The sequence below is a fragment of the Halomonas salsilacus genome, assembly GCF_051216275.1.
Lineage (GTDB): Bacteria > Pseudomonadota > Gammaproteobacteria > Pseudomonadales > Halomonadaceae > Halomonas.
Window position 1 is genome coordinate 350,747 of record NZ_JBPKAQ010000001.1, and the last position, 25,573, is coordinate 376,319.

Sequence of the window (25,573 nt, forward strand, 5' to 3'; positions counted from 1 at the left end):
CCAAGGAGAAGAACGCGATGGCGATCTACCAGTACGGGGAATACCGCCCCGAGCTCCAGGACGGCGTCTATGTGGCCGAGACGGCCGACGTGATCGGCCAGGTCACCCTCAAGCGCAGCGCCAGCGTCTGGTACCAGGCGGTGCTGCGCGGCGACACCGACCACCTCGAGGTGGGCGAGGAGAGCAATATCCAGGACGGTGCGGTGCTTCACGCCGACCCCGGCTTTCCCCTCCGGGTGGGGAAGGGCGTGACGGTAGGGCACCAGGCGATGCTGCATGGCTGCACCATCGGCGACGGCAGCCTGATCGGCATCCAGGCGGTGATCCTCAACGGCGCGGTGATCGGCGAAAACTGCTTGGTGGCGGCCGGTGCCGTGGTCAAGGAGAACGCCAGCTTTCCCGACAATTCGCTGATCGTCGGGGCGCCGGCCAAGGTGGTGCGTGAGCTGTCCGAGGAGGCCATTGCAGGCCTGCGCAAGAATGCCGCCGGCTATGTGGAGCGCGGTCGGCTGCACGCCAGTCAGCTGACCCGCATCGGTTGACTGTCAGCTAGACGCTCATGGCACGCATTTCTTGCAAGGGTCCTACTCAAAAATGACCTTGGGAAGATAGAAGGCCACGACCCAATTGGGGGCGTCCACGATCTCGCTGATCCGAAGATCGCCGCACACCGAGCAGAGCATATAGGCCTGCTCGGCGGGTAGGTTGCGTGTCCGGCCCAACCAGTCGATAGCCCCTTCCACCGCCTGGCGAGCCCCCGTCATCAGGTCCGGGCCGATCCCCGTGAATACCTCATAGCCGGCGCCATCCAGGTGGTGCGTCACCGGCCCCGGGGTGCTGAAGCGCGGCATGGCCAGGGGCGTGTCCTTGATCAGGTCGAGGGTGACACTGACCTGCATGGCGCTCTCGATGGCCGTGCCGCAGACCTCGCCGTCGCCCTGGGCGGCATGGGTATCCCCGATCGAGAACAACGCCCCGGCGACTTCCACCGGCAGGTAGAGCGTGCTGCCGGCGCTCAGGTCGCGAATGTCGAGATTCCCGCCGACCCGCCTCGGGGGCACGATGGAATGGGTGCCTTCGGCGGCGGGGGCCAGTCCGATCGTGCCAGCGAACGGCTTCATGGGGATGCGCGCCTGGCTGCCATAGGCGGCGGGCGTGCGGGTGGTGGTGTCGTAGTCCCACAGAAACAGATCCGGCGCGGTGAACTGGTCGGCCATCAGTCCGAACCCGGGAATGATGGCCGTCCAGCCGAACCCAGAGGGGCGGAACTCGTTGATCGTGACCTTGAGGATGTCGCCCGGCTGGGCGTCATCGATGAAGATGGGGCCAGTGACGGGATTGAGGCGCTCGAAGGGCATGGTCGTGACATCGGCGGCTCGTGAGTCGCGGGTGAAGAACCCGCCGGCGGCGTCCTGACACTCGAAAGAGAGCGTGGTGCCGGGGGCCACCCTCTCGACGGGGGCGTTGGCATTGTTCCAGCCGTGATGGCAATGCTGGCCGTGGATCGTCTTGATGGGCATCGGGTGGGCCATGTCGGCATCTCCTTGTTGGAATGTTTCAAGGCATCAGGGCGCTGGCGATACTCAGTAGCCTCAAATCCTGATAGCGGCCGGCGATCAATTGCACGCCGACGGGCAGTCCCCGAGGCGTCCAGTGCAAGGGAAGGTTAACGCAGGGAACTCCCAGCAGGGTCCAGGCGCGTGAGTAGATCGGGTCGCCGGTACTGTCCAGACCCTCAGGGGCCACGCCCGGGGCACTGGGGGCGAGGAGCACGTCGAAGCGCTCGGCAAGCTGTTGCGACAGCATGAGCCTGGCCCGGTCGGCGGCCTGCCGAGACGCCCAGTAATGCGCCAGGGAGAGGCGTTGACCCTCGTCCAGCAGCGCGATCAGGGCCGGGCTCATCGATGCCTCGAAGCGCACGTGTTCGCTGGCCAGGGCGCGTGCGGCCTCGTAGGCCAGGATGACCTGCTGGTGGGTCACGAGCTCATCGAATGACGGGCCCAGCTCGGCGGTGTCGAGATCGGCGCCAAGGGCGGCCATCTTCTCGGCGGCGCCTTCCAGAGCGGCGGCGGTCTCCAGCGACGGCGAATGCGTGCTGGGCACCCGGCAGAGGCCAACGCGCACGCCCTCGAGCCGCTCCAGAGCGGGGGTCGGGTCGCTGCCGGTGAGGGCCGTGAACAGCGTGCGTGTGTCCTCCAGGTGCCGCGTGAACCAGCCCAGGGTGTCCAGTGACGGGGCGAGTGCCTTCACGCCAGCAATGCTCAACGTGCCGTGGGTGGGCTTGAACCCCACGACGCCGCAGTAGCTGGCGGGACGGATGATGCTGCCCACGGTCTGGGTGCCGAGGGCTACGGGGACCATGCCGGCGGCGACGGCGGCAGCCGAACCGCTCGAAGAGCCGCCCGGGGTGCGTGCCGAGTCATGAGGGTTGCACGTCTTGCTGGGCTGGAAGTAGGCGTACTCGGTCGATACCGTCTTGCCCATGGGCAGAGCGCCGAGGCGCGTGAGCTGGGTGACGATGGCCGCGTCCATGTCGGAGTGGGTGACCCGATGATAGCCTCGGGTGCCCCAGGTGGTGGGCAGCCGTGCCGTGTCGATGATGTCCTTGATACCCACCGGAATCCCGCACAGGGCAGGGTAGGGGGGGGCGCCATCACATCCTGTAATAGCGGGTTCCGGTGCCAGGCACTCCCAGGCCTGGAGGTTAGGGTCCATGGCATTGATGCGTTTCCGGCAGGCCTTCCACCAGTCAAGCGGTGAGAGTTCGCCGTCGGCGAGCTTTCGCTGAAAGCCCGCCAGGGTCATGTGGTTCCAGTCGGTCATGCGTGTCGGCTCCTGATTGACCTGGTGCCTCAAGTTGGGCGAAGGATACCGGGGCGGGCGGGCGTTCAGGGTGCGGGGGGGTCGCCGAGCAGGATCAAGCCGGTCCCCAGCTCCTCCTCGATAGCCTGGCCGATGGCCAGCAGCCGGGCATCCTGCCAGGGTCCGGCCAGCACCTGAAGCCCGACCGGCATGCTGGCGCTGTCCTTGCCCACCGGCATCGTCAGCCCGCAGAGCCCCATGAAGTTGGCGATCACGGTGTTGCGCAGGGCGTGCATGTTGGCCCTGGCGTAGGCGCCCTCGGGGAGAAGGCTCTCCAGGGTAGGCGGGGTGAGTGCCACGGTGGGGGTGAGCATGGCATCCACGTCGGCCAGTCGGGTCGCGGCCGCAGCAGTCAGCTTGTCGATGACGGCGCGGCGGCGGACGTACTCCCAGGCCGGCATGTCGTCGGCCGCCTTGACCCGGGCGGCGACATTGGGATCCAGGGCCTCGATCATCTCGGGCAGTTCGGTCTTGAGGAACGCTGCCAACTCGGCTGCGGCGAGGCCACCTTGCTGGAACAGCGCGAAGGCCTCATCGGTGTGGGGCAGGTCAAGCGTGACCAGTCGCGCACCGGCGGCCTCGAGTTGGCGGATGGCGGCTTCGACGGCTTCGGCGACGCCGGGGCTGCAATCCTCCCAGAAGAAGGCGCCGGGGACCCCGAAGGTGAGATCGGCCAGTGCCGGCGGGGCAGGGACACGGGCGGCGCGGCGCGTCAGTCCGCCGTCGAGGGCGTCGAAGGCGAAGGCCAGGTCGTCCACGCGGTGGGCCAGCAGGCCTGGGGTATCCAGGGTGGTGGAGAGCGGCACGATCTGGTCCGTCGACCAGCGTCCGGCGGTGGTCTTGAGGCCGGCGACGCCGGTCATGGCGGCCGGAACGCGTACCGAACCGGCGGTGTCGGTGCCCAGGGCCAGGCTCGCGGTGCCGCCGATCAGAGAGACCCCGGCGCCGGCACTGGAGCCGCCGGGAGTGCGGTGGGCCTGGCTGTCCCAGGGGTTGCGGGGTGTGCCCCAGTGGGCATTGGTCCCGAGCCCTCCGAACGCAAATTCCACCGAGTGGGTCTTGCCCATGACACTGGGCAGCTGGGCGAGCAGGGCGGCGATCATGGGCCCCGGCTGCTCCCACTGCTGGGGAAGTCGCCGTGACGAGCCGGCATAGGTCGGCAGGCCAGGTACCGCATAGATGTCCTTGATCGAGACAGGGATTCCCATCAGGGCCCCGGCATCACCGCCCTGGCGGATCACGGCATCGGTAGCCTGGGCAAGGGCCAGGGCGGCCTCGCCGTTCCAGGTCAGGTAGGCATGGTCATGCGGGCCGCGGGTCCGGTGAGCCTCCAGGGAGGCCTCGGCCAGGGCAGTGGCGGTGAGCTTGCCGCTGCGCAGTCCGGCGTATTGCTCGCGCAGCGGGCGCTTCAGGGGAGAGTCGGTCATGGCGTGCTTCCTGGTTGACAGTCTGTTGTCAGTCGCGAATCTCGAAGATCGATTCGACTTCGACGGCGGCGTTGCCGGGCAGGGTGGCGACGCCGATGGCCGTACGAGCATGGCGCCCGTTCTCGCCGAACAGGGCGATGAAGAGCTCCGAGGCGCCGTTGATCACCAGCGGCACGTCGTGGAACCCGGGCGCCACGTTGACGAACCCGTTCATGCGCACACAGCGCACGACACGGCTCATGTCACCTTCCACCGCATCGCTGAGCGAGGCCAGCAGGTTCAGCGCGCAGGCCTGGGCCGCCAGCTTGCCCGTTTCGAGGTCGAGCTCGGCGCCCACCTTGCCGGGGTAGAGAACCTCGCCGCCTCGCTCGCAGATCTGGCCGGCCAGGAAGAGCTGGTTGCCCAGCCGTGACCAGGGCAGGAAGGCACCCCGGGGGCGGGGGATGGCGGAGAGGGTGAGCCCCTGTGCCGCCACGGCGGCTTCAATGGTCTGGGTCATGGGAATCATTCCTTGTCGTGAGCAGTTTCTCGACGGCGTGCGCCAGGGCGCGGACTGCGACCTCGGCGTCGTCCCGTTCGATGTGCTCATCGGGATGGTGGCTGATGCCCGCACGGCAGGGGGTGAAGAGCATCGCCGTGGGACACAGGTGGGCGAGGTGGATGGCGTCGTGGAAAGCCCCGGACACCAGCCGCGGAGCCTGGGGGAAGAAGGCCTTGACGCTGGCGTCGAGGATGGCGACCAGATGGTCATCGAAGGCCACCGGGGCCACCCGCGAGGTCGCCTCCAACTGGGCCGTGCAGCCAGACCACTCCTGTTCGGCCAGCCGTCGGAACGCCGCATCCAGGGCATCCAGCACCGCCGGGTCGGGGTGGCGAAGGTCGATGGTAAAGCGGGCCTGCTGGGGGATGGTGTTCACCGAGCTGGGCGACAGGGTGAACTTGCCGATGGTAAAGCGCACCTGGTCGCCTTTTGCCGCTACGGCCTCCTTGAGAGCGCCGACCAGGGCAAGGGCGCCCATGAACGCATCGCGACGCGACGCCTCCGGGGTGGTGCCCGCGTGGTTGGCCTGGCCATTGACCTCGACCTCGTACCAGTTGACGCCCTGGATGCCGGTGACCACGCACACCGGTGCCCCCTGGTTTTCCAGCACGGGGCCCTGCTCGATGTGCAGTTCCAGAAAGGCGTGGGGTATGACCGGCGTGTCCCGAAACTGAGCTCCCTGTGCCTCGAGTAGCCCCAGGCAGTCGGCCAGCGCTTCCTGGAAGGTCACGCCGTCATCGTCACGTGCGGCGAGGATCGTCTCGGCGTCGCGCCGGCCGGCAAACCACGAGGAGCCGGAGGCGCCAGGCGCGAAACGCGCGCCCTCCTCGTTGGTCCAGGAAACGACCTCGATTGGCCTTTCGTGGGCGATCTGCTGTTTGGCAAGGGCGCGGAGCACGGCCAGGCCGGCCACCACGCCCAGGGTGCCGTCATAGGCCCCGCCGCTGGGTTGGCTGTCGAGGTGGCTACCGATCAGCAGGGGAGCCAGAGAGGGGTCCTGCCCCTCCCGTCGCAGGAAGACGTTGCCCATGGCATCGTAGTGCGCGCTGCAGCCGAGCGCCTTGCCCTGGTCCATCAGCCACAGCCGTGCTCTATTGTCCTGGTCGTCCAGAGCCAGCCGGCGCAGGCCGCGAGGAGAGAGGGCGCCGATCTGTGACTGGGCCTCGATATCGGCCCAGAAACGCTCGCCGTCGACCGCGCTTGCCAAGGATGAATTTGCTTTCATGGTCGGTCTCCTCAGTAGAGCAGCGAAGGCATATAGAGGCTGATCCACGGAACGTAGGTGATGACCATCAGGGCGATCAGCATGATCAGGATCAGCGGGAGGCAGGCCTTGAAGACCTCCTGCAGCGACATCTTCGAAATCGCCATGGCCACGAACAGGTTCAGCCCGACCGGCGGTGTGATCATGCCGACGGAGAAGTTGACCAGGGTGATGATGCCGAAGTGGACAGGATCCACTCCGACCTGGGCGGCGATCGGCTGCAGCAGCGGTGAGAGCACGATGATTGCCGAAGCACTGTCGAGGAAGAACCCCGCAACAATCATCACCACGTTGAACAGGGCCATCACCGCGAGCGGATCGTCCGTGAGGGAGAGGACCTGGCTCGCCAGCTGGGTCGGGGTTCCGGTGATCGCCAGCAGCCACGAGAAGGCCGAGGCGCCGGCGGTGATCAGCAGCAGGGTGGCCGAGATCAAGCCGGAGCTGCGCAGGGTGCCGAGCAGGGCTCGGAAATCAATGGTTCGATAGATCACCATGCCGACGAAGAGCCCATACACGCAGGCGACCGCGGCGGATTCCGTCGGGGTGAAGATACCGCTGTAGATACCACCGAGCAGGATGAACGGCAGTCCCAGGCCCCATGCTGCCGACGTGAACGCGGCTCCTATCTGACGCAGTGTCGGAAACGGAGAGCGCTCGTATCCCTTGAAGGAGGAGTAGACGATGCAGTAGGCGATCAGCAGTGACCCGATCAGGATGGCCGGCAGCAGGCCTGCGGCGAATAGCCGACCTACCGAGGTGCCGGTGACCGAGCCATAGATGATCAGGGCAATGCTGGGCGGCACGATGGGCCCCAGGGTGCCCGATGTGGCGATCAAGCCGATGGCGAAGCGCTTGTCGTAGCCGGCAGCCACCAAGGCAGGAAACATGATCGAGCCGATGGCCACGACCGTAGCGGGACTGGAACCCGAGATTGCACCGAAGAACAGGCAGGAGAGAACGGTGGCCGCCGCCAGTCCTCCTGGTACCCAGCCGACCAGCGCCTTGGCCAGGTTGATGAGCCGGTCCGACAGCCCGCCGATGCGCATCAGTTCGGCGGCAAGGATGAAGAAGGGGATGGCCATCAACGAGAAGTTGTTCATGCCGGTGAACATGCGCATCGGCACGATGACCGGGTTGGTGGCGCCGAAGAACTCGATGGCCAGGAAGACGGAGAAGGCCAGGGCCGCAAAGATCGGCAGCCCCAGCAGCAGCACCGCAAAGAAGATGGGGAGAAGTGCCGTGATCATGTGGATCTCCAGTCGTCAGACAAGCTTGTCTTTTTCGGCGGCGAGCTCTTCAGCGAGGCTTGCCGGCGGCTTGGTCCAGGCTTCGTGGATGACCCACAGGTAGCGCAGAATCAGCAGGATTCCCGACACGCCGATGGGCAGGTAGAACCAGGCCATGGGGAGTCGCAGGGCGGCCGTCAGCTGTCCTCGTCCCAGGGTATTGAAGTAGAGATCGAAGCCGTAATAGGTCAGGAAGCCGGCAAAGCTGATGCCCAGCATGGCTGCGATGATATGCAGCCAGCGATTGACGGCGGGCGGCACGAAGGCGTTGAGCACATCGACGGAGATATGCACGCCGTGGCGGACCCCCATGCTGGCCCCGACAAAGCTCATGCAGATGATGGAGTAGATGACGACTTCCTCGGCCCAGAACAGGGAGCCATTGAAGCCGTAGCGATAGACGACCTGGATGGTGGTAATGATGGTCGCGATCGACATGAACGCGACCATCGCCACACTCTCCAGGAAATCAATCACCTTGTTGAGTGCTTCGAACATGGTGAGTGCACCGGGTTAGAGTGTCATCGGGGTGAGTGGCAGGATCAGTACTCGATACCCACCGCGTCATAGACCTTGTGCAGGAGCTCGGTGGTGACGACGCTTTCGTACTCCTCATGCACCGGCATGCTGGCCTGGATGAAGGCCTCGCGAGCCTCTGGTGTGATCTCGTTGATCGCGATCTCGTCCTTGATGGCCTCGAGGATGGTTTCCTCGTCCTGGAGGGTCAGCTCGCGTGAAGCAGTGCGCCCGTTGTCGAAGGCCTCGAGCATCACCGCCTGAAGGTCCTCGGGCAGCGAGTCCCAGGAGTCCTGATTGATGACCGCTGCGTAGGCGTGGTATGCGTGGTTGGTCAACGACAGGTAGTCCTGCACCTCGTGGAACCGCATGGTGTAGATGTTGGCCAGCGGGTTCTCCTGGCCGGCGACGACCCCCTGCTGAAGACCGTTGTAGACCTCGGTGAAGGCCATGGCAGTGGCGTTGGCGCCGTAGTTCTCATAGGTGGAGATGATGATCGGTGCCTGCATGGTGCGCATGCGGATGGCGTCGAGGTCCTCGGGGCCATTGATGGGACGTATGTTGTTGGTCATGTGACGGAAGCCGGCGCCCCAGAAGTTCACGCCATACATGTTGTGCCCGTTGAGGGTGTCCAGAATCTCCCGGCCCACCTCGCCGTCCAGGGTCTCCACCATGGTGTCGTAGTCGGCGATCAGGAACGGCAGGTCTAGAATCTGCATGCGTGGCTCGAAGTTGCCGAGCGTGGCCGTGGGCGGGATGCCGATGTCGACCAGCCCCATCTGGATCTGCTCGATGATCTCGACGTCGCCGCCGACCTGGGCCGCGGGCAGCACGTTGATCTGGATGCGTCCCTCGGATTTCTCTTCTACCTCCTCCTTGAAGCGAAGTGCTGCCTGGCCGTTGGGCGTTTCCTCGATCAGGACGTGGGCGAAGCTGAAGGTGTAGTCGGCGGCCTGGGCCTGGCTCATGCCGAAGGACGCGGCGGCGATCGCCGTCACCAGTGACGCCTTGATCAGTTTGCTTTTCATTGTCAGCACCTTATTGGGTTATTGGTGTGCATCGTTGAGTGTTGTTTGACGCCGGGTCACCCCGGAGTCACCCGTACTCGGAACGGGCCCTTTCAGCCTGACGCAGGCAGGCGGAGCATGTTGCCGGCCATGCTCAGGCCGTCAGGGTTCGTAGTGTTGAGGCCACCTCGCCTTGCGCGGCGGAGGCGAGGATGGCCGAGAGGGCGAGGCGGGCCTTGCGGGCGCTCAGATCGGGCACGGCGATGACGCCGACCGCCTCCAGGCTCGCCAGGCTGCCGGTGAATTCGTAGCTCGCATGGACCGGCCCGGTGGGGCAGCTGCTGACGATCACCACCGGAATGCCCCGCGCCGTTATATGCCGGATGACATCCAGCCAGCCTGGAGGCACATGGCCGCGTCCCAGGCCGTCGATCACCAGGCCGGCGGCGCCATTCTCGGCGGCGGCCTCGAGCAGTGCCGGTGAGGCGTCCAGATAGGCAGGCAGGATGTCGACCCTGGGCAGCGTGGCGTCGACGGTGAGGTCCAGTTGCGCCGAACGAGCGGGATGCACCGATATGTTGACCCGCGCGCCGTCGATATAGCCGAGCGGGCCGGTCTCGGGCGCGGCAAAGCCATTCACCTGAAAGCTGCTGACCTTGCGGACCTGCCGTGCAGCGAAGATCGACTGGTTGAACACCGCCAGGGTGCCCAGGCCGCGGGCCTGATCACTGGCAGCCACCAGCAAGGCGTCCGCGATGTTGCGTAAGGCATCCGTTCCCGGCTCGTGGGGAGCACGTTGCGAGCCGGTCAGCACAACGGTGGGAGAAGCCGGCAGGGTGATGTCGAGGAAGTAGGCGGTCTCCTCCAGGGTATCGGTGCCATGGGTGATGACGATGCCCGCTACGTCGGAAGACCGCGACAGGGCGTGGCACTCCTGACGTAGGGTCAGCAGGTCCGCGAGGGTGATGGCGTTGCTGGGTTTCTGCAGAAGGGAGCGGACCTCGACGTCGATGTCCACCTCTACAGGAAGCGAGACTCGATTCATCAGGTCCTCGCCCTGCAGGGCCCCCGACCGGTTGCGGCCCGAGGCATCCGGGCGGCTGGCGATGGTTCCGCCAGTGGTGATGACCACGATTCTGGCTATTGTCATTGTTGTTGTCACCGTATCTGACATGGGGCTTGGCGCCTTGTCATGCCGTTTCAGTGTGCAGACATCTGATGTCTGACGTCTGGTCCCATGCTAGACTCAGTTCAGAGTCGTCTGCAAGCGGGAAATGACAGGACGTCCGACAATCCTGTGTCGAAGAACCGGCTGCCAGAGCGCAATTTATTGGCAGACCACGATTTTTTTCGATGCGGCACGCCACACCACCACGAGACGCCAGCATGAGCCTGAAACGCCAGCCCACACTGCCTCTCACCTCCATAGGGAGTTTCGGCAGTTCCATCGATCGCAGCTCCGTTGCCCAGCAACTGCTTGAACGCATCAAGGGAGCATTGATTCGCGGCGAGCTACTGCCGGGGGATTATTTGCCATCGGAAACCGAGCTGACCCAAAGTCTGGGCATTGGTAAATCGAGTGTCCGCGAGGCCATCAAGATGCTGCAGGCCATCGGTATCGTGGAGGTCAAACGGGGTCAGGGGACCATGATCTGCCGGGAACCCGGTGATCCCCTGGTGGACCCGATGGCCTTCGGTATGATCCTGGCACGGGGCATGACGCGAGATGTGCTCGAGTTCCGAAAGATGTTCGAGCCCGCCTATACCCTGCAGGCCATGCAGAATGCCCGTCCGGAGGACCATGTCCGCATCCGGCAGAGCATCGAGTCCATGGCCTCGGCGATTGCCAACGGTGAGCAGACGGCTCGTCACGATGTCGCCTTCCACCGGGCGATACTCCAGGCGACCCATAATCCGATGACCATTCGGGTGGGAGAGACCCTGATCCAGCTGATTGAAGCGGCACTGGAAACGTCCATGCAGACGATGCCGGAGGTCGCCCTGAAGGACCACCAGGCGATCTATTCGGCCTTTCAGGCGGGCGACGAGGAGGCGGTAAAGGCGGCCATCGTCGTCAGTAGTGAAAGCTGGGAGACCAACCTCACCTATGTGAGTTGATGGGATGACCTGCGCTCATGGCTTGGCCTCTTGCTCCTGCCTGGTTGGTCAAGGGCTGGTGGTGAAAGGCCGGCGTCGGAGGTAACCGCGAGGCTCGAGCGTCGTCGAGGTGTCCCTACGCACAGGGCCCCGCTCCGGTAGGAGCGGGGCCCTGTCATGTCGGGCGGGGCCAGCTCAGCCAATGGCGGCGACGCCGGCCTTGGCCACCTGTACGTCCTGGTCGGGCTTGACGCCGGAGATGCCGACGCTGCCGGCGACCTCACCGTCCACCAGGACCGGCACGCCGCCGGCCAGCAGCGACTGCATGGGTGCGGTGACGAAGGCGGTACGGCCGCCGTTGATCATGTCCTCGAACGCCTGGGTCTCGCGGCGGCCGATGGCGGCATTGCGGGCCTTCTGGGCGGCGACGTCGGCGCTGAAGGGCGGTGCCGTGTCCATGCGGCGCAGGGCGAGCAGGTGGCCGCCGTCGTCGGCCACGGCGATGGTCACGCCCCAGCCGTTGGCCTCGGCCTCCTGCTGGGCGGCATCGAGAATGGCGTTCACGTCGGTCAGGGTCAGTACGGGCTTGGTCTTCATGGGTCTCTCCTCAGGGTGATAGAGCTTCGTCGACGATTTCGATCCAGTGCCTGACCGGGGTGCGGTTGGCCCCGGCCAGGTGGGTCTGGCAGCCGATGTTCGCGGTCACGATCACCTCGGGGCTGCCGGCTTCCAGGTTGTCGAGCTTGTTGTCGCGCAGCTGGGTCGCAAGCTCGGGCTGGGTGATGGCGTAGGTGCCCGCCGAGCCGCAGCAGAGATGGGCGTCGGCCACGGGCGTGAGAGCGAAGCCGAGCCGGGTCAGGACGGCCTCCACGGCGCCACCGAGCTTCTGGGCGTGCTGCAGGGTGCAGGGGCAGTGGAAGGTGAGCCGGCGGCCCCGTTTCACCGCGAGGCCATCGAGGTCCTCGTCCCGCAGCACCTCGACCAGGTCCTTGGCCAGCTCGCTGACCCGAGCGGCCTTGTCGGCGTAGGCCGGGTCATCCTTGAGGATGTCGGCATACTCCTTGACGAAGGCGCCGCAGCCACTGGCGGTCTGCACGATGGCCTCGACGCCGGCTTCGCCGTTCTGCTTCTGGACGTGAGGCCACCAGACGTCGATATTGGCCCGCGCCCGGGCGCGGCCGTCGTCATGGGCATTGAGGTGGAAATCGATGGCGCCGCAGCAGCCGGCCTTTGCCACCGGGGTCAGGCCGATGCCGAGGCGATCCAGCACCCGTGCGGTGGCGGCATTGGTGTTGGGCGAGAGCCCCGGCTGCACGCAGCCCTCGAGGATCAGCATCTGCCGGGCGTGTCGCTGGCCATCCGGGCGCTTTCCGGCATCCACCGGGGCCGGGGGCAGCTTGGCCCTGAGGGCGCCGGGCACCAGCGGCCGGAAGGTCTGGCCCAGCCTGAGCAGCGCCTGGAAGCGTTTCGGCTCCACCAGCATCTTGCGCAGGGCATAGCGCTGGGCGCGCTCCGCCGGCTTGCGGGGCACCCGGCGCTCGATCTCGGCGCGGCCGATGTCGAGCAGCTTGTGGTATTCCACCCCGGAGGGGCAGGTGGTCTCGCAGTTACGGCAGGTCAGGCAGCGGTCCAGGTGCAGCCGGGTCTCCTCGGTGACCTTGTCGCTGCCTTCGGGGGCCTCGAGCATCTCCTTCATCAGGTAGATGCGCCCCCGGGGGCCGTCGCGCTCGTCACCCAACAGCTGGTAGGTGGGGCAGGTGGCGTTGCAGAAACCGCAGTGCACGCAGCTGCGCAGCACCCGGTCGGCCTCGCGGATATGCGGCTTCTTGAGGTCTTCCTCGGTAAAATGCGTCTGCATCTCGGTGTCTTCCCCTCTGTCTCAGAATGCCGCGTAGAGCCGACCCGGGTTGAAGATTCCCTTGGGGTCCAGCTCGGTCTTGAGGTTGCGGTGATATTTCTCGACCACCGGGGCGAGCGGCGTGAAGGGCTCGTCCACCGGCTGCCCGCTGGCGCCGCGGAAACAGGTGGCGTGGCCGCCGGCGTGGGCGACGATCTCGCGCAGGGCATTGGCATCCAGGTCGCAGCGCACCCAGCGCTGGGCGCCGGCCCAGTCGTAGAGCACGTCGGTCGCGTCGACGTCAAGCAGCTCGAGCTCCGGGGTGTGATTGGGCAGCGAGAGGCGCCACAGCGGCCTCGGGTCCTCGGCGCCGAAGAACGCCAGGCGCTGTTCGCGCAGGGCCTCCCAGAAACCCGCCTTGAGTTCGTCGCCGCCGAGCCGCTCGGCGGTAGCGGCCACCGAGCTCGGCCCGCCCTCCAGGCGCAGGTGCAGGGCGCCCTCCAGCCAGGCGGCGGCGGTGATAGGCAGCGGGTGGCGGCCCCACTCGGAGAGTTTCTCCAGGGCGTCGGTCAGCGGCATGTCGAGATGCAGGCTGCGGCTGGCGCCGGGCAGCGGCAGCACCTTCATGGAGACCTCGGTGAGCAGCCCCAGGGTGCCCTGGGCGCCGACCATCAGGCGCGAGAGGTCGTAGCCGGCCACGTTCTTCATCACCTGGCCACCGAAACGCTGCTCGCTGCCCTGGCGGGTGATAACCCGGGTGCCCAGCACGAAGTCGCGCACGCTGCCGGCCCAGGGGCGGCGGGGGCCGGAGAGACCGGTGGCGATCATGCCGCCCACGGTGGCGTCCTCCCCGAAATGGGGTGGCTCGCAGGGCAGCATCTGCCCCTGGGCGGCCAGGGCGGCCTCCAGTTCGCGAAGCGGCGTGCCGGTGCGCACCGAGACGATCAGCTCTACCGGGTCGTACTCGGTGATGCCGTGGTGTTCGCGGGTCGAGAGCGCTTTGCCCTGGACCTCGCGACCATAGAAGGCCTTGGTGTCGCCGCCGACGATGCGCAGGGGGGTGCCCTTGGCCTCGGCGCAGCGGATACGGTCGGCCAGCGCTTCGCTGGCGTCGTGGCGGGGAATGTCGTGGGGGATGTCGTGACGGGTCACCATGTTGTCCTGTCTCTCAGCCGTGGCTCTTGTGAGCCTGGGCCTGGGCCTGGGCTTGGGTCTGGGCGGGCGCGTCGCTGGCGCTCTTGGTCAGGCGGAACTCGGAGCAGCGCGCCGGGGTGGGGATGTTCTTGCCCGGGTTGAGCAACTCATCGGGGTCGAAGGCGCGCTTGGCCGCCCGGAAGGTCGCGAGCTCGCCGGGGCTGAACTGCACGCACATCTGATGGATCTTCTCGCGGCCCACGCCGTGCTCGCCGGTGATGGTGCCGCCCACCTCGACGCACAGCTCGAGGATGCGGCTGCCGAGCTCCTCGGCGCGCTCGAATTCGCCGGGCTGGTTGGCATCGAACAGGATCAGCGGGTGCATGTTGCCGTCGCCGGCGTGGAAGACGTTGGCCACGCGTAGGCCGTAGGTCTCGCCCAGGTCGCCGATGCCCTTGAGCACCCGCGCCAGCTCACGGCGGGGAATGGTGCCGTCCATGCAGTAGTAGTCCGGCGACATGCGGCCCACCGCCGGGAAGGCGTTCTTGCGCCCGGCCCAGAAAAGCGCGCGCTCGGCCTCGTCGCGGGCCAGCTGGATGCCGGTGGCGCCGGCCTCTTCCAGTACGCGGCGCACCGTGGCGCAGTCGTCGTCCACGTCCGCCTCGACGCCATCCAACTCGCAGAGCAGGATCGCCTCGGCCTCCACCGGGTAGCCGGCACCGATGAAGTCCTCGGCGGCGCGGATCGCCAGGTTGTCCATCATCTCCAAGCCGCCGGGAATGATGCCCGCGGCGATGATGGCGCCTACGGCATTGCCGGCCTTCTCGATGTCGTCGAAGCTGGCCATCAGCACCTTGGCGCTTTCCGGTTTGGGCAGCAGCTTGACGGTCACTTCGGTGACTACGCCGAGCATGCCCTCGGAGCCGGTAAACAGTGCCAGCAGGTCGAAGCCGGGGGCATCCAGGGCGTCGGCCCCCAGGGTCATGTGCTCACCCTCGATGGTGAGCACCTCTATCTTGATGACGTTGTGAACGGTGAGACCGTATTTCAGGCAGTGCACGCCGCCGGCGTTCTCGGCCACGTTGCCGCCAATGGAACAGGCGATCTGCGACGAGGGGTCCGGGGGATAGTAGAGGCCATGGGGGGCGGCCGCCTCGGTGATGGCCAGGTTGCGAACCCCGGGCTGGACCCGGGCGGTGCGCGCATCGGGGTCGATCTCTAGGATGCGGTTGAAGCGCGAAAGCACCAGCAGCACACCGTGCTCCAGCGGCATGGCGCCGCCGGAGAGGCCGGTGCCGGCGCCGCGGGTAACCACCGGTACCCCCAGGGCAGAGCAGCGCTTGAGCAGGGTCTCGACCTGCTCGAGGGTCTCGGGCAGGGCGACCAGCATGGGCAGGGCGCGATAGGCGGATAGGCCGTCGCACTCGAAGGGGCGAAGATCCTCCTCGCGGTGCAGCAGGGTCATGCCGGGCAGGGCCTGCAGGAGGTCGGCCAGTACCTCGGACTGATCTCTCCCGGGTTGGCCGCCATCGAGTCTTGGATCGAAGTGGGTATTCATGGTGACTCCTGAGCGAGAGGGGCATCACTTCAGTGTAGGACCAATTTAATGGAAAAAGTTTCCATGAAACCATGGAATCTTTTTCCATCGGATTGGTTTTTGCGGTTCTCATTTCAAGAAATGATCGGGCCCCGCCGAGAGTCGGCGAGGCCCTTGGTGCGTCATGCCATTGCCATCAACCCGCCCGCATCAGGGGATCGGAGATACCCATGACATAGAAGGCCACCATCGCGATGATGCCGGTAAATACCAGGTAGTAGATGGTCGGCAGGATGGTCTTGCGGATGGTGATGCCTTCACGGCCGAGCAGGCCCACGGTGGCGGATGCCGCGACCACGTTGTGGATGGCGATCATGTTACCCGCCGCGGCGCCAACGGCCTGCAGGGAGACCATCATGGCGGTGGAGAGCCCCAGTTGCTGTGCCACGTTGAACTGGAAGTCGGCCAGCATCAGGTTGGACACGGTGTTGGAGCCGGCGATGAAGGCCCCCAGGGCACCCACGGCCGGGGCGAAGAACGGATAGACGTCCCCCACGCCGTCGGCCACGAACTGCGCCATGGCCACCGGCATGGAGACCAGGTCCGCCGCATTGACGCCGGAGTTGATCAGGATCCGCACCATGGGAATGGTGAAGATCAGCACGAAACCGGCGCCGAGGATGGTCTTCGAAGACTCGCTGAAGGCGGCACCGAGCTCACCCAGGCGCATGCGGTGGAGCAGGGCGGTAAGCAGCACCACCATCAGCAGGATGCCACCCGGCAGGTAGAGCGGCTGGATGGCACCGGAGACCCCGGCCTCACCGAGGATATTGCTCCATCCGAAGGAGATCGAGGTGAGCGCATTCCGGAACGGCTCGATGGTGCGCGAGGCCACCAGGATCACGGCCAGCAGCACGTAGGGGAGCCACCCCATGAAGGTGGTGATCGGCGTCTTGCCCACGATGTCCTCGGTCTTGATCACCAGCTTGCCGATCCACTCGTCCGGCCAGGACTTCGAGTCCGGGAAGTCCCAGACGTCCTTGGGAATCAGGAAGCCCTTTTTCGCGGCGGGGACCACGATGGCCAGACCGACCATGGCGCCGATCATTGACGGGAATTCCGGGCCGAGCAGCACGCCGGCCAGCATGTAGGGGACCACGAAGGCCACGCCGGCGAAGATCGCGAAGGGGGCGATGGAGAGGCCCTCCTTCCAAGACTTATTCGCGCCGAAGAACTTGACCATGATGACCACCATGATCAGCGGCATCAGGACGCCGACGATACCGTGGATCACGGCCACCTCGGCGGCGATCAGGCGGAAGTACTCGAGCCAGGTGTAGCCGCCGGCTTCCAGTGTCTCGGTGATCCCTTCGCGGTTGATGCCACCGGTGACGCCCACCACGATGGGGGTACCCACCGCGCCGAAGGAGACCGGGGTGGACTGGATCATCATGCCGACCACCACGGCGGCCAGCGCCGGGAAGCCGAGGGCGACCATCAGCGGCGCGGCCACGGCGGCGGGGGTGCCGAAGCCGGAGGCGCCCTCGATGAAGCAGCCGAACAGCCAGGCGACGATGATGGCCTGAACACGGCGGTCCGGACTGATGCCTGAAAACCCCTTGCGGATCGCGGTGATGCCACCGGAGTGCTTCAGGGTGTTGAGCAGCAGGATGGCACCGAAGATGATCCACAGGATCGACACGGTGAGGATCAGCCCTTGCAGGGTTGACGCCAGCACCCGGTTGAAGCTCATGTCCCAGGCGAACAGGGCGATGAGGGCGGTGACCACATAGACGGCCGGCATGGCGGTCTTGGCCGGCATTCGCAAGCCAATCAGCAGTACACCGGCCAGCACCAGAGGCGTGAAAGCCAGCAGTGCAAGTAGGGTGTTATTCATGAGACAGGTTTCCCTCGACTGTTGTGATGGTGTTGTCTGCAATGAGGTGGCACGACACCGCCTGCCGGGGGCGGCGGATGCGCGAAAGATACGCCCTGGGGGCGTTGACTCGCCAGCGGTGGAAAATTGGTATTACCAATATGTCAATGGGTTCTGTCGGGCATGAAATAAAAAAATATCTTTACTAACAATAGGTTGTTCGAAGCTGTCCGAGATATGGAGCGACAGGGTGCTTCCCGGCTATAGACTAATAGACAAAGCGGCGGCGCCCGGCTGCGTTGGGTCAAGCCGCATGGCGGGGCCAGCCAAAGGCTGGCACACTGCAGCGCACACGCCGATTGAAACGGGAGAACGTCATGACACGGGTGCTGTTTGATCTCTGCGGCATCGATGAGGGGCTGCGCTTCTCACCCTACTGCTGGCGGGTCCGCTATGCCCTGGCCCACAAGGGGCTGGAGGTCGAGACTCGCCCCTGGCGCTTCACCGACAAGCAGGCGCTGGCCTTCGCCGATCACGACAAGGTGCCGGTGCTGGTCGATGGCGAGGCGGTCGTGCCCGACAGCATGGCGATCCTGCACTACCTGGACCGTACCTACCCCGAGGCCCCGCTGTTCGGCGATGCCCTGGCCCAGGCCCGGGCCAGCTTCCTCGGTCACTACGCGGAGCGCTCCCTGCAGCCGGCGATGCTGCGTACCATCGTCATGGACCTGCTCAATGCCATTCATCCGGACGACCGCGACTACTTTCGCAAGACCCGCGAGCAGCGCTTGGGCCGCACCCTGGAGGAGTTCCATTCGCCGGCCAAGGGGCTCGCTCAGCTCGATGCCGCCCTGGCGCCCCTGAGGGGCCGCCTCAGGGAGGCCGACTTCATCGACGGCGAGGCACCGGCTGCAGGGGACTACCTGGTGTTCGGCAGCTTCATGTGGGCTCGCTGCGTGTCGAGCGCTGATCTGGTCTCCAACGCCGACCCCGTCCATGGCTGGCTGGAGCGCATGCTTGACCAGCACGGTGGTCTCGGTCGCGGGGCCATGCGCATCACCGATGTGGAGGGCGCATACCGCTGAGGGCAAGGTGGCCGCTGCTGTCTAGATGACGCCCGGCAATCGCCGGGCGTCGCCCTTTTGGGATGCGAGTGGGTCGAGATAGGGGGGATGAATTCGCGGTATGAGGAAACGGTTCCCCTGACATGTTGCGCTGCCCAAAATCGCCTGCTATGTTGCAATGCAGCACAGGACGAAGCGTCCTGTCTTCCCAAGCTTGTCTTACCGAGTTAGACGGAGGTGTTCCATGACCAAGGCAACCACCCAGACAGCCACCGAGAAGTTCGAGGGCCTGTTGGTCGAGCCGGCACGCGCCTATGGCTCCCTGACCCTGGAGTACTACGAGAAGCTGATGGCCGCTCAGCTGGAGGCGACGCGCCGCTACGCTGACTTCAGCCTGGCCCAGGCCCGCGCCTGGATCGATGTGCATGATGCCGAGGGGCTCAAGAAGGTGATGGAGGACCAGCAGAAGGTCGCCCAGGACCTGGGGGATCACCTCAAGTCAGACGCCGAGAAGCTCTCCGAACTTGGCCAGGACTACCTGCAGAAGAGTCAGAAGCTGGTCGAGGAGAGCATGAAGTCCGCGACCGCCGCCGCCAAGTAAGGCCGGCGCCGGCCGATGGAGGTTCAAGGGCCGCCCCATGTCGGGGCGGCCCCGTCGTTACTGGCCCCGTCGTCGGTGGCCCAAGTTCGGTGAATGCCGTCAGTGCCGTCCCTGACCGAGAAGCCGGATCACCTCGGCGTCGTCGACCTGATCGAAGGTGGCGAAGAACTGGCCCACGGCGCGAAAGTGGGGAGGGGTCTCGGGGCAGACCACTTCGTCGGCCAGCGCCCCGAGCCGTGCCAGGGTATCCGGCGGCGCCACCCCGATGGCGGCGATGAGCCGGGCCGGGGCACGCTGGCGCAGGGTGGCCAGGGCGGCGGCCATGGTGGCCCCGGTGGCGATGCCGTCGTCCACCACCACCACGACCCGCCCGGCCGGATCGATGGGCGAGTGTACCGGCGTGTAGCGGCGGCGTCGCTCGTCGATCAGCTCGCGTTGACGGTTGATCTCGCGAGCCAGCCATTCCTGCCGGCATCGCCGGGCTTCCTCCCCCAGGTGCACGCTGCCGTCCTCGCTGACCGCACCGATGGCGTACTCGGGGTTGCCGGGAGCGCCGATCTTGCGCACCAGCACCACGTCTAGTTCCCCCTCCAGGGCGTCGGCGATCACCCGACCCATGGGCACCCCGCCGCGGGGAATGGCCAGCACCAGGGGATACTCCCCCTTCAGATGGGCCAGGGCTTCGGCCAGGCGTCTGGCCGCCTCCAGTCGGTCTCGGTACATGGCACTCCCTCCACCGTTATCTCAGGAAGAAGTCTAGCCGAGGTGGGCCCGACGGTCGGGCGTATACGCAAGCACCGCCGCAGGGCAGAGGGCTCAGCCCTCCGCACGAGCCTGCAGGCGTAACAGGGCGATACGGTTGATCTGTTCCACGGCGGTACGGCGCTCCTGCCCAGGGTCGTTTTTCAGGCGCATCTCGAAGGCGACGAGGATGGCGAAACGGTCGCTATCCTTCACGGCCATCACGAAGGGGAAGCCGAACTTGGTTTTGTAGGCGTCGTTGAGGCGCTCAAAGCGGGCCAGCTCCTCAGGGCTGCACTGGTCCAGGCCGGCACCGGCCTGCTCGCGGGTGGAGTCGTCGGTCAGGGCGCCGGCGAGAGCCGCCTTTCCGGCCAAGTCCGGGTGGGCGCGGATCACGGTGAGCTGGCTCTCGGCATCGGCCTCGGCGAGCATCCGACCCATCACTTCCGCCAGGTGCTCGGGCGTGTCGTGGCGCTCGTCCAGCCCGCTATCCCAGGCCAGTTCGGCTACCCAGGGAGAGTGTTCATAGATGTCGCCGTAGCCGGCGACGAAGCTGGCCTTGTCGAGCCGGCTGGGGCGCGGGGTCAGGGTCTTGTCGGTCATGGTCGGGCTCCTTGGGGGGAGTATTTACAATAACTGTATACAAAAAATATTTTGAAATGTACTCAATAAACATCTAGAAATGTTCCACGGATACCCGCGGCATCCATGAAACAGTTCATGGCACAGTCAACAGAGTGCTTGATATTGATAGAGCAGTTGATTGATCGGTCACATAGAACAACAGGAGACTGAACATGGGACGCCTGACCACCCACGTGCTCGACACCGCCCAGGGTCGCCCCGGCCAGGGCATCCGCATCGAGGTGTACCGCCTCGCGGGCGAGGCGCGAGAGCGCCTCAAAGAGGTCGTCACCAACGTCGACGGCCGCTGCGACGCCCCGATCCTCGAGGGCGATGAGTTAGCCGTCGGCGAGTACGAGATGATCTTCCACGCGGGTGACTACTTGCGCCAGCAGGGCATCGCGGCCGAGGAGCCGCGCTTTCTCGACGTGATCCCGCTGCGCTTCGGTGTGGCCGATGCCTCCGCGCACTACCATGTGCCGCTGCTGCTCTCGCCCTATGGCTACTCCACCTACCGCGGCAGCTGATGGCACGGCCCTTCGCCGTTTCCATGACAACATGAGCTAGACGAGGCATCTCCCGATGCAAGCCTTCCTGCTGGACGTTGCCAACTTAATGCTGCGCTGGCTGCATGTCATTGCGGCCATCGCCTGGATCGGCGAATCGATCTACTTTGTGATGCTCGACAACGGCCTGCGCACGCCCAAGGCCGCCGAGGATCGCGACAAGGGGATATTCGGCGAGATGTGGGCGGTGCACGGCGGCGGTTTCTACCACAACCAGAAGTACGCCACGGCTCCCGCCAAGCTGCCCGCGGACCTGCACTGGTCGTTCTGGAAGGCCTACACCACCTGGCTGTCGGGCTTTGCCCTCTTCGTGCTGCTCTACATGGCCAACCCGAGCTTCTACCTGGTCAACCCCGGGAGCAGTTGGGAGTGGGCGGCCAGCATGAGCGGCTGGCAGGCCAATGTGCTGGCGCTGCTCTTCCTGCTCGGCGGCTGGGTGGTCTACAACGAGTTGTGCAAGCGCATCAGCCCCGACATGACGCGTGACGGAATGCTGAGCCTGGCAGTCGCAGTAATGATGGTGGTGGTGGCCTACCTGAGCACCCAGATGTTCTCGGGCCGTGCCGCCTTCCTGATCACCGGCGCGGTGATGGCCACGGCGATGTCCGCCAACGTCTTCTTCTGGATCATCCCCGGCCAGCGTCGCATGGTCGCCGCCATGAAGGCCGGCGAGGCACCCAACCCGCTGGACGGCAAACGCGGCAAGCAGCGCTCGGTGCACAACACCTACTTCACCCTGCCGGTGGTGCTGCTGATGATCAGCAACCACTACTCCTTCGCCTACTCCCACGAGCTGGCGTGGGTAATCATGTCGCTGTTCATCTTCGCCGGCGCGGTGATTCGCCAGTTCTTCGTGCTGATGCACGCGGGCAGCATCAAGCCCGCCTACCCAGCTGCCGGTGTGGCGCTGATGGCCCTCGCGTTCTGGGTCGCCGCCCCCTCGCCGTCGCCCGCCGCGGACCCAGGCCGCGCCGCGGTCAGCCTCGAGGAGGTGCACGCCATCGTTGAGACCCGCTGCGCGGCCTGCCACGCCAGCCAGCCGAGCCAGCCCGGTTTCAACGCGCCGCCGGCCGGGGTCGCCTATGACTCCCCGCAGCAGACCGCCGCCCAGCGTGCCCGGATCCAGCAGGTGGTGGCCAGTGGCTACATGCCGCTGGGCAATATGACCGGCATGACCGACGAGGAGCGTAATGCCATCGCCGCCTGGTCACAGTGATAACAGCAGAGGTATGCCAAGATGAACCAGCGCCAGCCCGGGCCCGACCACCGGCCGTCCTCCCCGCGCCGCGGCAAGGACGGTGACGGTGCCGAGCGCCACGAGGCCATCTATCGGTCAATCAGCGATGCGATCATCGAGCATCGCCTCAAGCCCGGCGCCCGCCTTCGCGAGGATGCCCTCGCCGAGGTGTTCGGCGTCAGTCGCACCGGTATCCGCAAGATCCTGCAGCGCCTGGCGCTGGAGCAACTGGTCACCTTGACACCCCGGCGCGGTGCCAGCGTGACCCGCCCCACCGCCGACGAGGCCAGGGATGTCTTCGATGCCCGCCAGATGATCGAATGCGGCCTGATGCCGGAGGTCGCGCGGCGTATCACCGAGGCCGACGTACGCGAGCTGCGTGACATGGCACGGCGCGAGCGCGAGTCGCTCAAGGTCGGCGAGCAGAGCGCGGCGATCAAGCTATCCGCCGCCTTCCATGCGCGTCTGGCGAGGATCTCGGGCAACGCCACCCTGGCCGACTTCGTCGAGCGGCTCTGCTCTCGCTCCTCGCTGATCCTCGCCGTCTACGGCAACCCCGGCCACTTGGGCTGCGAGTCCCACGACCACGATGACCTGATCGGCTACCTGGAGGTCGGTAACGGTGACCGGGCCGCAGCTTTCATGAGCCGCCACCTCAAGGCCATCGAGGCCTCCCTCTCCATCGTCGAGGAGGCCGAAGAGGCGCCGGACCTGCACAGCATCTTCGGGCGCTGAGCAATCGCGCCTGCCTGCCAATGTAAACGCCAGAGCCCCGGACTTCAGTTCGGGGCGCTGGCGTTGGGGACTACGTGGCTCGGGTTACTGACGGAAGCGCTGGCAGGGGGTCCAGTGCTGCATCAGCAGGTAGTAGGTGACACCGGCCGGGATCAGGCTGGCGTACCAGGAGACCGCGGAAAAGCTGAGGGCGGCGGCGATACCTACCACGGTGGCCACCAGGGCCGCGTAGTTCATGCCCTGGTAGGGGCCGGCCTCATCATACAGCTTGCCGAGATCCAGGGTGCGGCGACGGATGATGTAGTAGTCCACCACCAAGATGGCGAAGATCGGGCCGAGGAAGGCGGAGTAGGTCTGTACGAAGAGCTGCAGGCCGGCGGCGGAATCCGGCTGGACCAGCTTCCAGGGGAAGGTGGCGAAAGCCAGCAGCCCGACGATCACGGTGGCCACCGGAAACTTCAGCTTGAACACGTCCATCAGCACATAGGTCGGCGGCACCACGTTGTTGAGCACGTTTGTGGTGACCTGGGCGAAGGCGATGAACAGCAGAGTGGTCATCAGCAGCGGCGTGTTGTTCACGGCGTTGGCGAAAACCTGGATCGGATCCGCGGTGCCGGTGGCCTCGGAAACCATGTAGCCGATTAGACCCATGAAGAGGGTGCAGGGCAGGATCGACATGGCATAGATGGTGGTTAGGATGCCCGGGCCGGTGCCGTGCTTGTGCTCGCGGGAGTAGTCGCTGACGTTGAGCATCATAGTGCTGTAAATACCCAGGAACAGCATGGTGGCGCCCCAGAACGGCATGCCCCAGGAGCCCTCCATGGTCAGCAGGTTGGCCGAGAGCTCATCGCCATAGCGCTCTACCGTGGCGTAGAACATGTAGCTCAGCGAGGCGAGGATAAAGACGCTGCCGATATTCTCCAGCCACTTGATGCCCTGGAAGCCCATCACCGACAGGCCGATCTGCAGGAACTGGAAGGTGATGAAGTAGAAGATCAGGTTGTCGAAGCCGAACAGCGTGGCCGAGACCATGTTCAGGGCCCCGGCACCGATCCAGCTCTGGAAGCCGTACCAGACGATGGCCGGTACGGCGCGTACCAGTCCCGGGATGCGGGTCCCAGCGAAGCCGAAGGCGCTGCGCGCCTGGACCATGAAGGGGATGCCGTACTTGTAGCCGGCGGCGCCATTGATGGCCAGGGCGATGCCGATCACGAAGCAGCCAATGGCGATCGCCAGCGTCGCCTGGATCAGGTTCAGCGTGCCCACCACGCTAGAGCCCATGGCGAAGGTGCCGATCGACACGCAGCCGCCGAACCAGGCCAGGAAGTAGGAGGGGCGACCCATGATGCGAGTCTGCTGCGGTGCCAGCGACTCCTGGCCGGGGGCCTTGTGGCCGCTGATGGCCTCGGGGGGCGCGGAGGCCACCTGGGCGGTGGTGGCCTGTGAAGAGGGAGTTGTCATGTCGAGGTCCTCGCAAGTCGCTACTTGTTGATCTTGGGTTTGTACCGGCATTTGCCGGGATGGCTTGCGGCGCGGTGTTCCTAGGAGCGGTTGTTGTTGTGTCGGTCTTCTGGTGTCGGTCTTCTTGTATCGGCGTTCGCTGCGTAGTGAGTCTGGGGCGGTCAGCGCTCCGGCGTGACATGGGAAAAGCGCTCGAACTGGCCGGTCATGGATTTGGGCCGTGGGAACGCCAGGTCACCGTACTTGCTTGTACCAAGACCTAGGCCCACCAGCGCCTCGGCCAGCTTCACGGCGGCGGTGACGCCCTCTACTACCGGCAGGCCCAACTCCAGGCTGATGGTGTCGGTCAGGTCGGCCATCCCGCCGCAGCCCAGCACGATGGCGCCGATACCGTCCTCGTCGCGGGCCCGCTTGCACTCCTCGGTGATGCGAGCGAGGGCGGCATCGGCGTCCGCTTCCAGGTCGAGTACCGGGATCTCCGCGGCGCGCACCCGGCGGCAGTGGTGGCGGAAGCCATACTGCTCCAGCAGGTGTTCGGCGATGATGCCGGTGCGTCCGAGAGTGGTGACGATGGAAAAGCGGGTGCTGATCAGTGTCGCCATATGGAAGGCCGCCTCGGCGATACCAATCACCGGTGCCCGGGTCAGCTCGCGGGCGGCCAGCAGACCCGGGTCGCCGAAGCAGGCGATTACGTAAGCGTCCACCTGCTCATGCTCGCCGGCGAGCACCTCGTCCAGCACGCCGACGGCGCTGATCGCCTCGTCGAAGTGGCTCTCGATGGAGACCGGGCCGTTGGAGGGCTCGAGGGCAGTGATCCGAGTGCCCGGTGCCGCGATGCGGCGCGCCGCATCGCCGATAGTGGCGGTCATGCCAACGGTGGTGTTGGGGTTGATGACGCGGATATGCATGTTGGCTCCTGATCGTTGCCATTTTCTTTGTACACAAAATAGTTTTGTTTTGAATATTGAGCAAGGCTTTGTCATATGCCGCTGTTTCCCCGGCAACTAGCTGTTCTAAAGCATCTTATGCTTGGCCAAGGGTGATTTTTCGAAAGTTTAAGAAGTGATACTTTGGTCGAGGCGCGCTCTCACCGGCTCGGTGATCACAAATTCAAGTATGAAATGTATACAGGTTTTCCTGGCCTCGATGGTTGCGATAAT

General features: G+C 65.5%; 25 protein-coding genes. 7 read left to right on the forward strand and 18 right to left on the reverse strand.

Translation table 11 applies throughout. The features are described from left to right. Window positions 1–17 precede the first annotated feature (17 nt). The gene (locus tag ACR80S_RS01600) at window positions 18–542 is read left to right on the forward strand and encodes a gamma carbonic anhydrase family protein (protein WP_435400499.1); all 525 of its coding nucleotides are present in this window, start codon (window positions 18–20) and stop codon (window positions 540–542) included. A 42-nt stretch (window positions 543–584) separates the two neighbouring features. Here the strand turns inward: ACR80S_RS01600 and ACR80S_RS01605 are convergent, their stop codons facing one another. The 9 genes from ACR80S_RS01605 to ACR80S_RS01645 all read right to left on the reverse strand — a co-directional run bounded on the left by ACR80S_RS01605 (window position 585) and on the right by ACR80S_RS01645 (window position 10,053). Then, window positions 585–1,532 (reverse strand): acetamidase/formamidase family protein, encoded by a 948-nt coding sequence (locus tag ACR80S_RS01605; protein WP_435402382.1) that lies wholly within the window; start codon window positions 1,530–1,532, stop codon window positions 585–587. Window positions 1,533–1,557: 25 nt separating this feature from the next. Further along, window positions 1,558–2,823 carry an amidase gene (locus ACR80S_RS01610; protein ID WP_435402383.1) on the reverse strand — a complete coding sequence of 422 codons (1,266 nt, stop codon included), beginning with the start codon at window positions 2,821–2,823 and terminating at the stop codon, window positions 1,558–1,560. 65 nt (window positions 2,824–2,888) lie between these two features. Beyond that, on the reverse strand, window positions 2,889–4,289 hold the full coding sequence (locus tag ACR80S_RS01615) for an amidase (RefSeq protein ID WP_435400496.1): 1,401 nt from the start codon (window positions 4,287–4,289) through the stop codon (window positions 2,889–2,891). Between the two features lie 28 nt (window positions 4,290–4,317). Next, window positions 4,318–4,788: a RidA family protein gene (locus ACR80S_RS01620; protein ID WP_435402384.1), complete on the reverse strand. Its 471-nt coding sequence runs from the start codon at window positions 4,786–4,788 to the stop codon at window positions 4,318–4,320. Next, window positions 4,772–6,055 carry a M20 family metallo-hydrolase gene (locus ACR80S_RS01625; protein WP_435400494.1) on the reverse strand — a complete coding sequence of 428 codons (1,284 nt, stop codon included), beginning with the start codon at window positions 6,053–6,055 and terminating at the stop codon, window positions 4,772–4,774. The genes ACR80S_RS01620 and ACR80S_RS01625 overlap by 17 nt, the downstream gene beginning before the upstream one ends. An 11-nt stretch (window positions 6,056–6,066) precedes the next feature. Next, window positions 6,067–7,341 carry a TRAP transporter large permease gene (locus ACR80S_RS01630; RefSeq protein ID WP_435402385.1) on the reverse strand — a complete coding sequence of 425 codons (1,275 nt, stop codon included), beginning with the start codon at window positions 7,339–7,341 and terminating at the stop codon, window positions 6,067–6,069. Between the two features lie 15 nt (window positions 7,342–7,356). Further along, complete coding sequence (locus ACR80S_RS01635) at window positions 7,357–7,878, reverse strand: TRAP transporter small permease (RefSeq protein ID WP_435400492.1); 522 nt, start codon at window positions 7,876–7,878, stop codon at window positions 7,357–7,359. Between the two features lie 44 nt (window positions 7,879–7,922). Then, the gene (locus tag ACR80S_RS01640; protein ID WP_435402386.1) at window positions 7,923–8,924 is read right to left on the reverse strand and encodes a TRAP transporter substrate-binding protein; all 1,002 of its coding nucleotides are present in this window, start codon (window positions 8,922–8,924) and stop codon (window positions 7,923–7,925) included. Window positions 8,925–9,057: 133 nt separating this feature from the next. Beyond that, window positions 9,058–10,053 carry an asparaginase gene (locus tag ACR80S_RS01645; RefSeq protein WP_435400490.1) on the reverse strand — a complete coding sequence of 332 codons (996 nt, stop codon included), beginning with the start codon at window positions 10,051–10,053 and terminating at the stop codon, window positions 9,058–9,060. Between the two features lie 236 nt (window positions 10,054–10,289). Here ACR80S_RS01645 and ACR80S_RS01650 point away from each other — a divergent pair, with 236 nt between their 5' ends. Beyond that, a complete protein-coding gene (locus ACR80S_RS01650) occupies window positions 10,290–11,021 on the forward strand; it encodes a FadR/GntR family transcriptional regulator (RefSeq protein ID WP_435400489.1) in 732 nt (243 codons plus the stop codon). 174 nt (window positions 11,022–11,195) lie between these two features. Here the strand turns inward: ACR80S_RS01650 and ACR80S_RS01655 are convergent, their stop codons facing one another. The 5 genes from ACR80S_RS01655 to ACR80S_RS01675 all read right to left on the reverse strand — a co-directional run bounded on the left by ACR80S_RS01655 (window position 11,196) and on the right by ACR80S_RS01675 (window position 17,405). Continuing rightward, a complete protein-coding gene (locus tag ACR80S_RS01655; protein WP_435400488.1) occupies window positions 11,196–11,597 on the reverse strand; it encodes a GlcG/HbpS family heme-binding protein in 402 nt (133 codons plus the stop codon). 10 nt (window positions 11,598–11,607) lie between these two features. Continuing rightward, window positions 11,608–12,858: a glycolate oxidase subunit GlcF gene (gene glcF, locus ACR80S_RS01660; protein ID WP_435402387.1), complete on the reverse strand. Its 1,251-nt coding sequence runs from the start codon at window positions 12,856–12,858 to the stop codon at window positions 11,608–11,610. Between the two features lie 21 nt (window positions 12,859–12,879). Next, window positions 12,880–13,992, reverse strand: a complete 1,113-nt coding sequence (gene glcE, locus ACR80S_RS01665; RefSeq protein ID WP_435400486.1) for a glycolate oxidase subunit GlcE — start codon at window positions 13,990–13,992, stop codon at window positions 12,880–12,882. Between the two features lie 13 nt (window positions 13,993–14,005). Further along, window positions 14,006–15,529: a glycolate oxidase subunit GlcD gene (glcD, locus tag ACR80S_RS01670; protein WP_435402388.1), complete on the reverse strand. Its 1,524-nt coding sequence runs from the start codon at window positions 15,527–15,529 to the stop codon at window positions 14,006–14,008. A 175-nt stretch (window positions 15,530–15,704) separates the two neighbouring features. After that, entirely contained in the window at window positions 15,705–17,405 is a 1,701-nt protein-coding gene (locus ACR80S_RS01675; RefSeq protein ID WP_435400484.1) for an L-lactate permease, read from the reverse strand. Between the two features lie 356 nt (window positions 17,406–17,761). Here ACR80S_RS01675 and ACR80S_RS01680 point away from each other — a divergent pair, with 356 nt between their 5' ends. Together ACR80S_RS01680 and ACR80S_RS01685 are read left to right on the forward strand one after the other, a co-directional pair. Continuing rightward, window positions 17,762–18,469: a glutathione S-transferase N-terminal domain-containing protein gene (locus ACR80S_RS01680; RefSeq protein WP_435400483.1), complete on the forward strand. Its 708-nt coding sequence runs from the start codon at window positions 17,762–17,764 to the stop codon at window positions 18,467–18,469. Between the two features lie 223 nt (window positions 18,470–18,692). Then, complete coding sequence (locus ACR80S_RS01685) at window positions 18,693–19,049, forward strand: phasin family protein (protein ID WP_435400482.1); 357 nt, start codon at window positions 18,693–18,695, stop codon at window positions 19,047–19,049. Between the two features lie 99 nt (window positions 19,050–19,148). Here ACR80S_RS01685 and ACR80S_RS01690 read toward each other — a convergent pair whose 3' ends face one another. Both ACR80S_RS01690 and uraD read right to left on the reverse strand, forming a co-directional pair. Further along, complete coding sequence (locus tag ACR80S_RS01690) at window positions 19,149–19,772, reverse strand: phosphoribosyltransferase (RefSeq protein ID WP_435400481.1); 624 nt, start codon at window positions 19,770–19,772, stop codon at window positions 19,149–19,151. Between the two features lie 93 nt (window positions 19,773–19,865). Next, window positions 19,866–20,393: a 2-oxo-4-hydroxy-4-carboxy-5-ureidoimidazoline decarboxylase gene (gene uraD / locus ACR80S_RS01695; RefSeq protein ID WP_435400480.1), complete on the reverse strand. Its 528-nt coding sequence runs from the start codon at window positions 20,391–20,393 to the stop codon at window positions 19,866–19,868. Between the two features lie 194 nt (window positions 20,394–20,587). Between uraD and uraH the strand changes: the two genes are divergently transcribed. Genes uraH through ACR80S_RS01710 form a run of 3 tightly spaced genes read left to right on the forward strand, consistent with a single transcriptional unit; the run spans window position 20,588 to window position 22,952 of the window. Then, complete coding sequence (gene uraH, locus ACR80S_RS01700; protein WP_435400479.1) at window positions 20,588–20,941, forward strand: hydroxyisourate hydrolase; 354 nt, start codon at window positions 20,588–20,590, stop codon at window positions 20,939–20,941. Between the two features lie 55 nt (window positions 20,942–20,996). Further along, on the forward strand, window positions 20,997–22,196 hold the full coding sequence (locus ACR80S_RS01705) for a urate hydroxylase PuuD (RefSeq protein WP_435402389.1): 1,200 nt from the start codon (window positions 20,997–20,999) through the stop codon (window positions 22,194–22,196). A gap of 21 nt (window positions 22,197–22,217) precedes the next feature. After that, a complete protein-coding gene (locus ACR80S_RS01710) occupies window positions 22,218–22,952 on the forward strand; it encodes a GntR family transcriptional regulator (protein WP_435402390.1) in 735 nt (244 codons plus the stop codon). Window positions 22,953–23,036: 84 nt separating this feature from the next. On the opposite strand, the gene ACR80S_RS01715 is transcribed toward ACR80S_RS01710, so the two are convergent. Together ACR80S_RS01715 and ACR80S_RS01720 are read right to left on the reverse strand one after the other, a co-directional pair. Further along, complete coding sequence (locus ACR80S_RS01715; protein ID WP_435402391.1) at window positions 23,037–24,413, reverse strand: NCS1 family transporter; 1,377 nt, start codon at window positions 24,411–24,413, stop codon at window positions 23,037–23,039. 161 nt (window positions 24,414–24,574) lie between these two features. After that, window positions 24,575–25,321 (reverse strand): aspartate/glutamate racemase family protein, encoded by a 747-nt coding sequence (locus ACR80S_RS01720; protein WP_435402392.1) that lies wholly within the window; start codon window positions 25,319–25,321, stop codon window positions 24,575–24,577. Window positions 25,322–25,573: the final 252 nt, after the last annotated feature.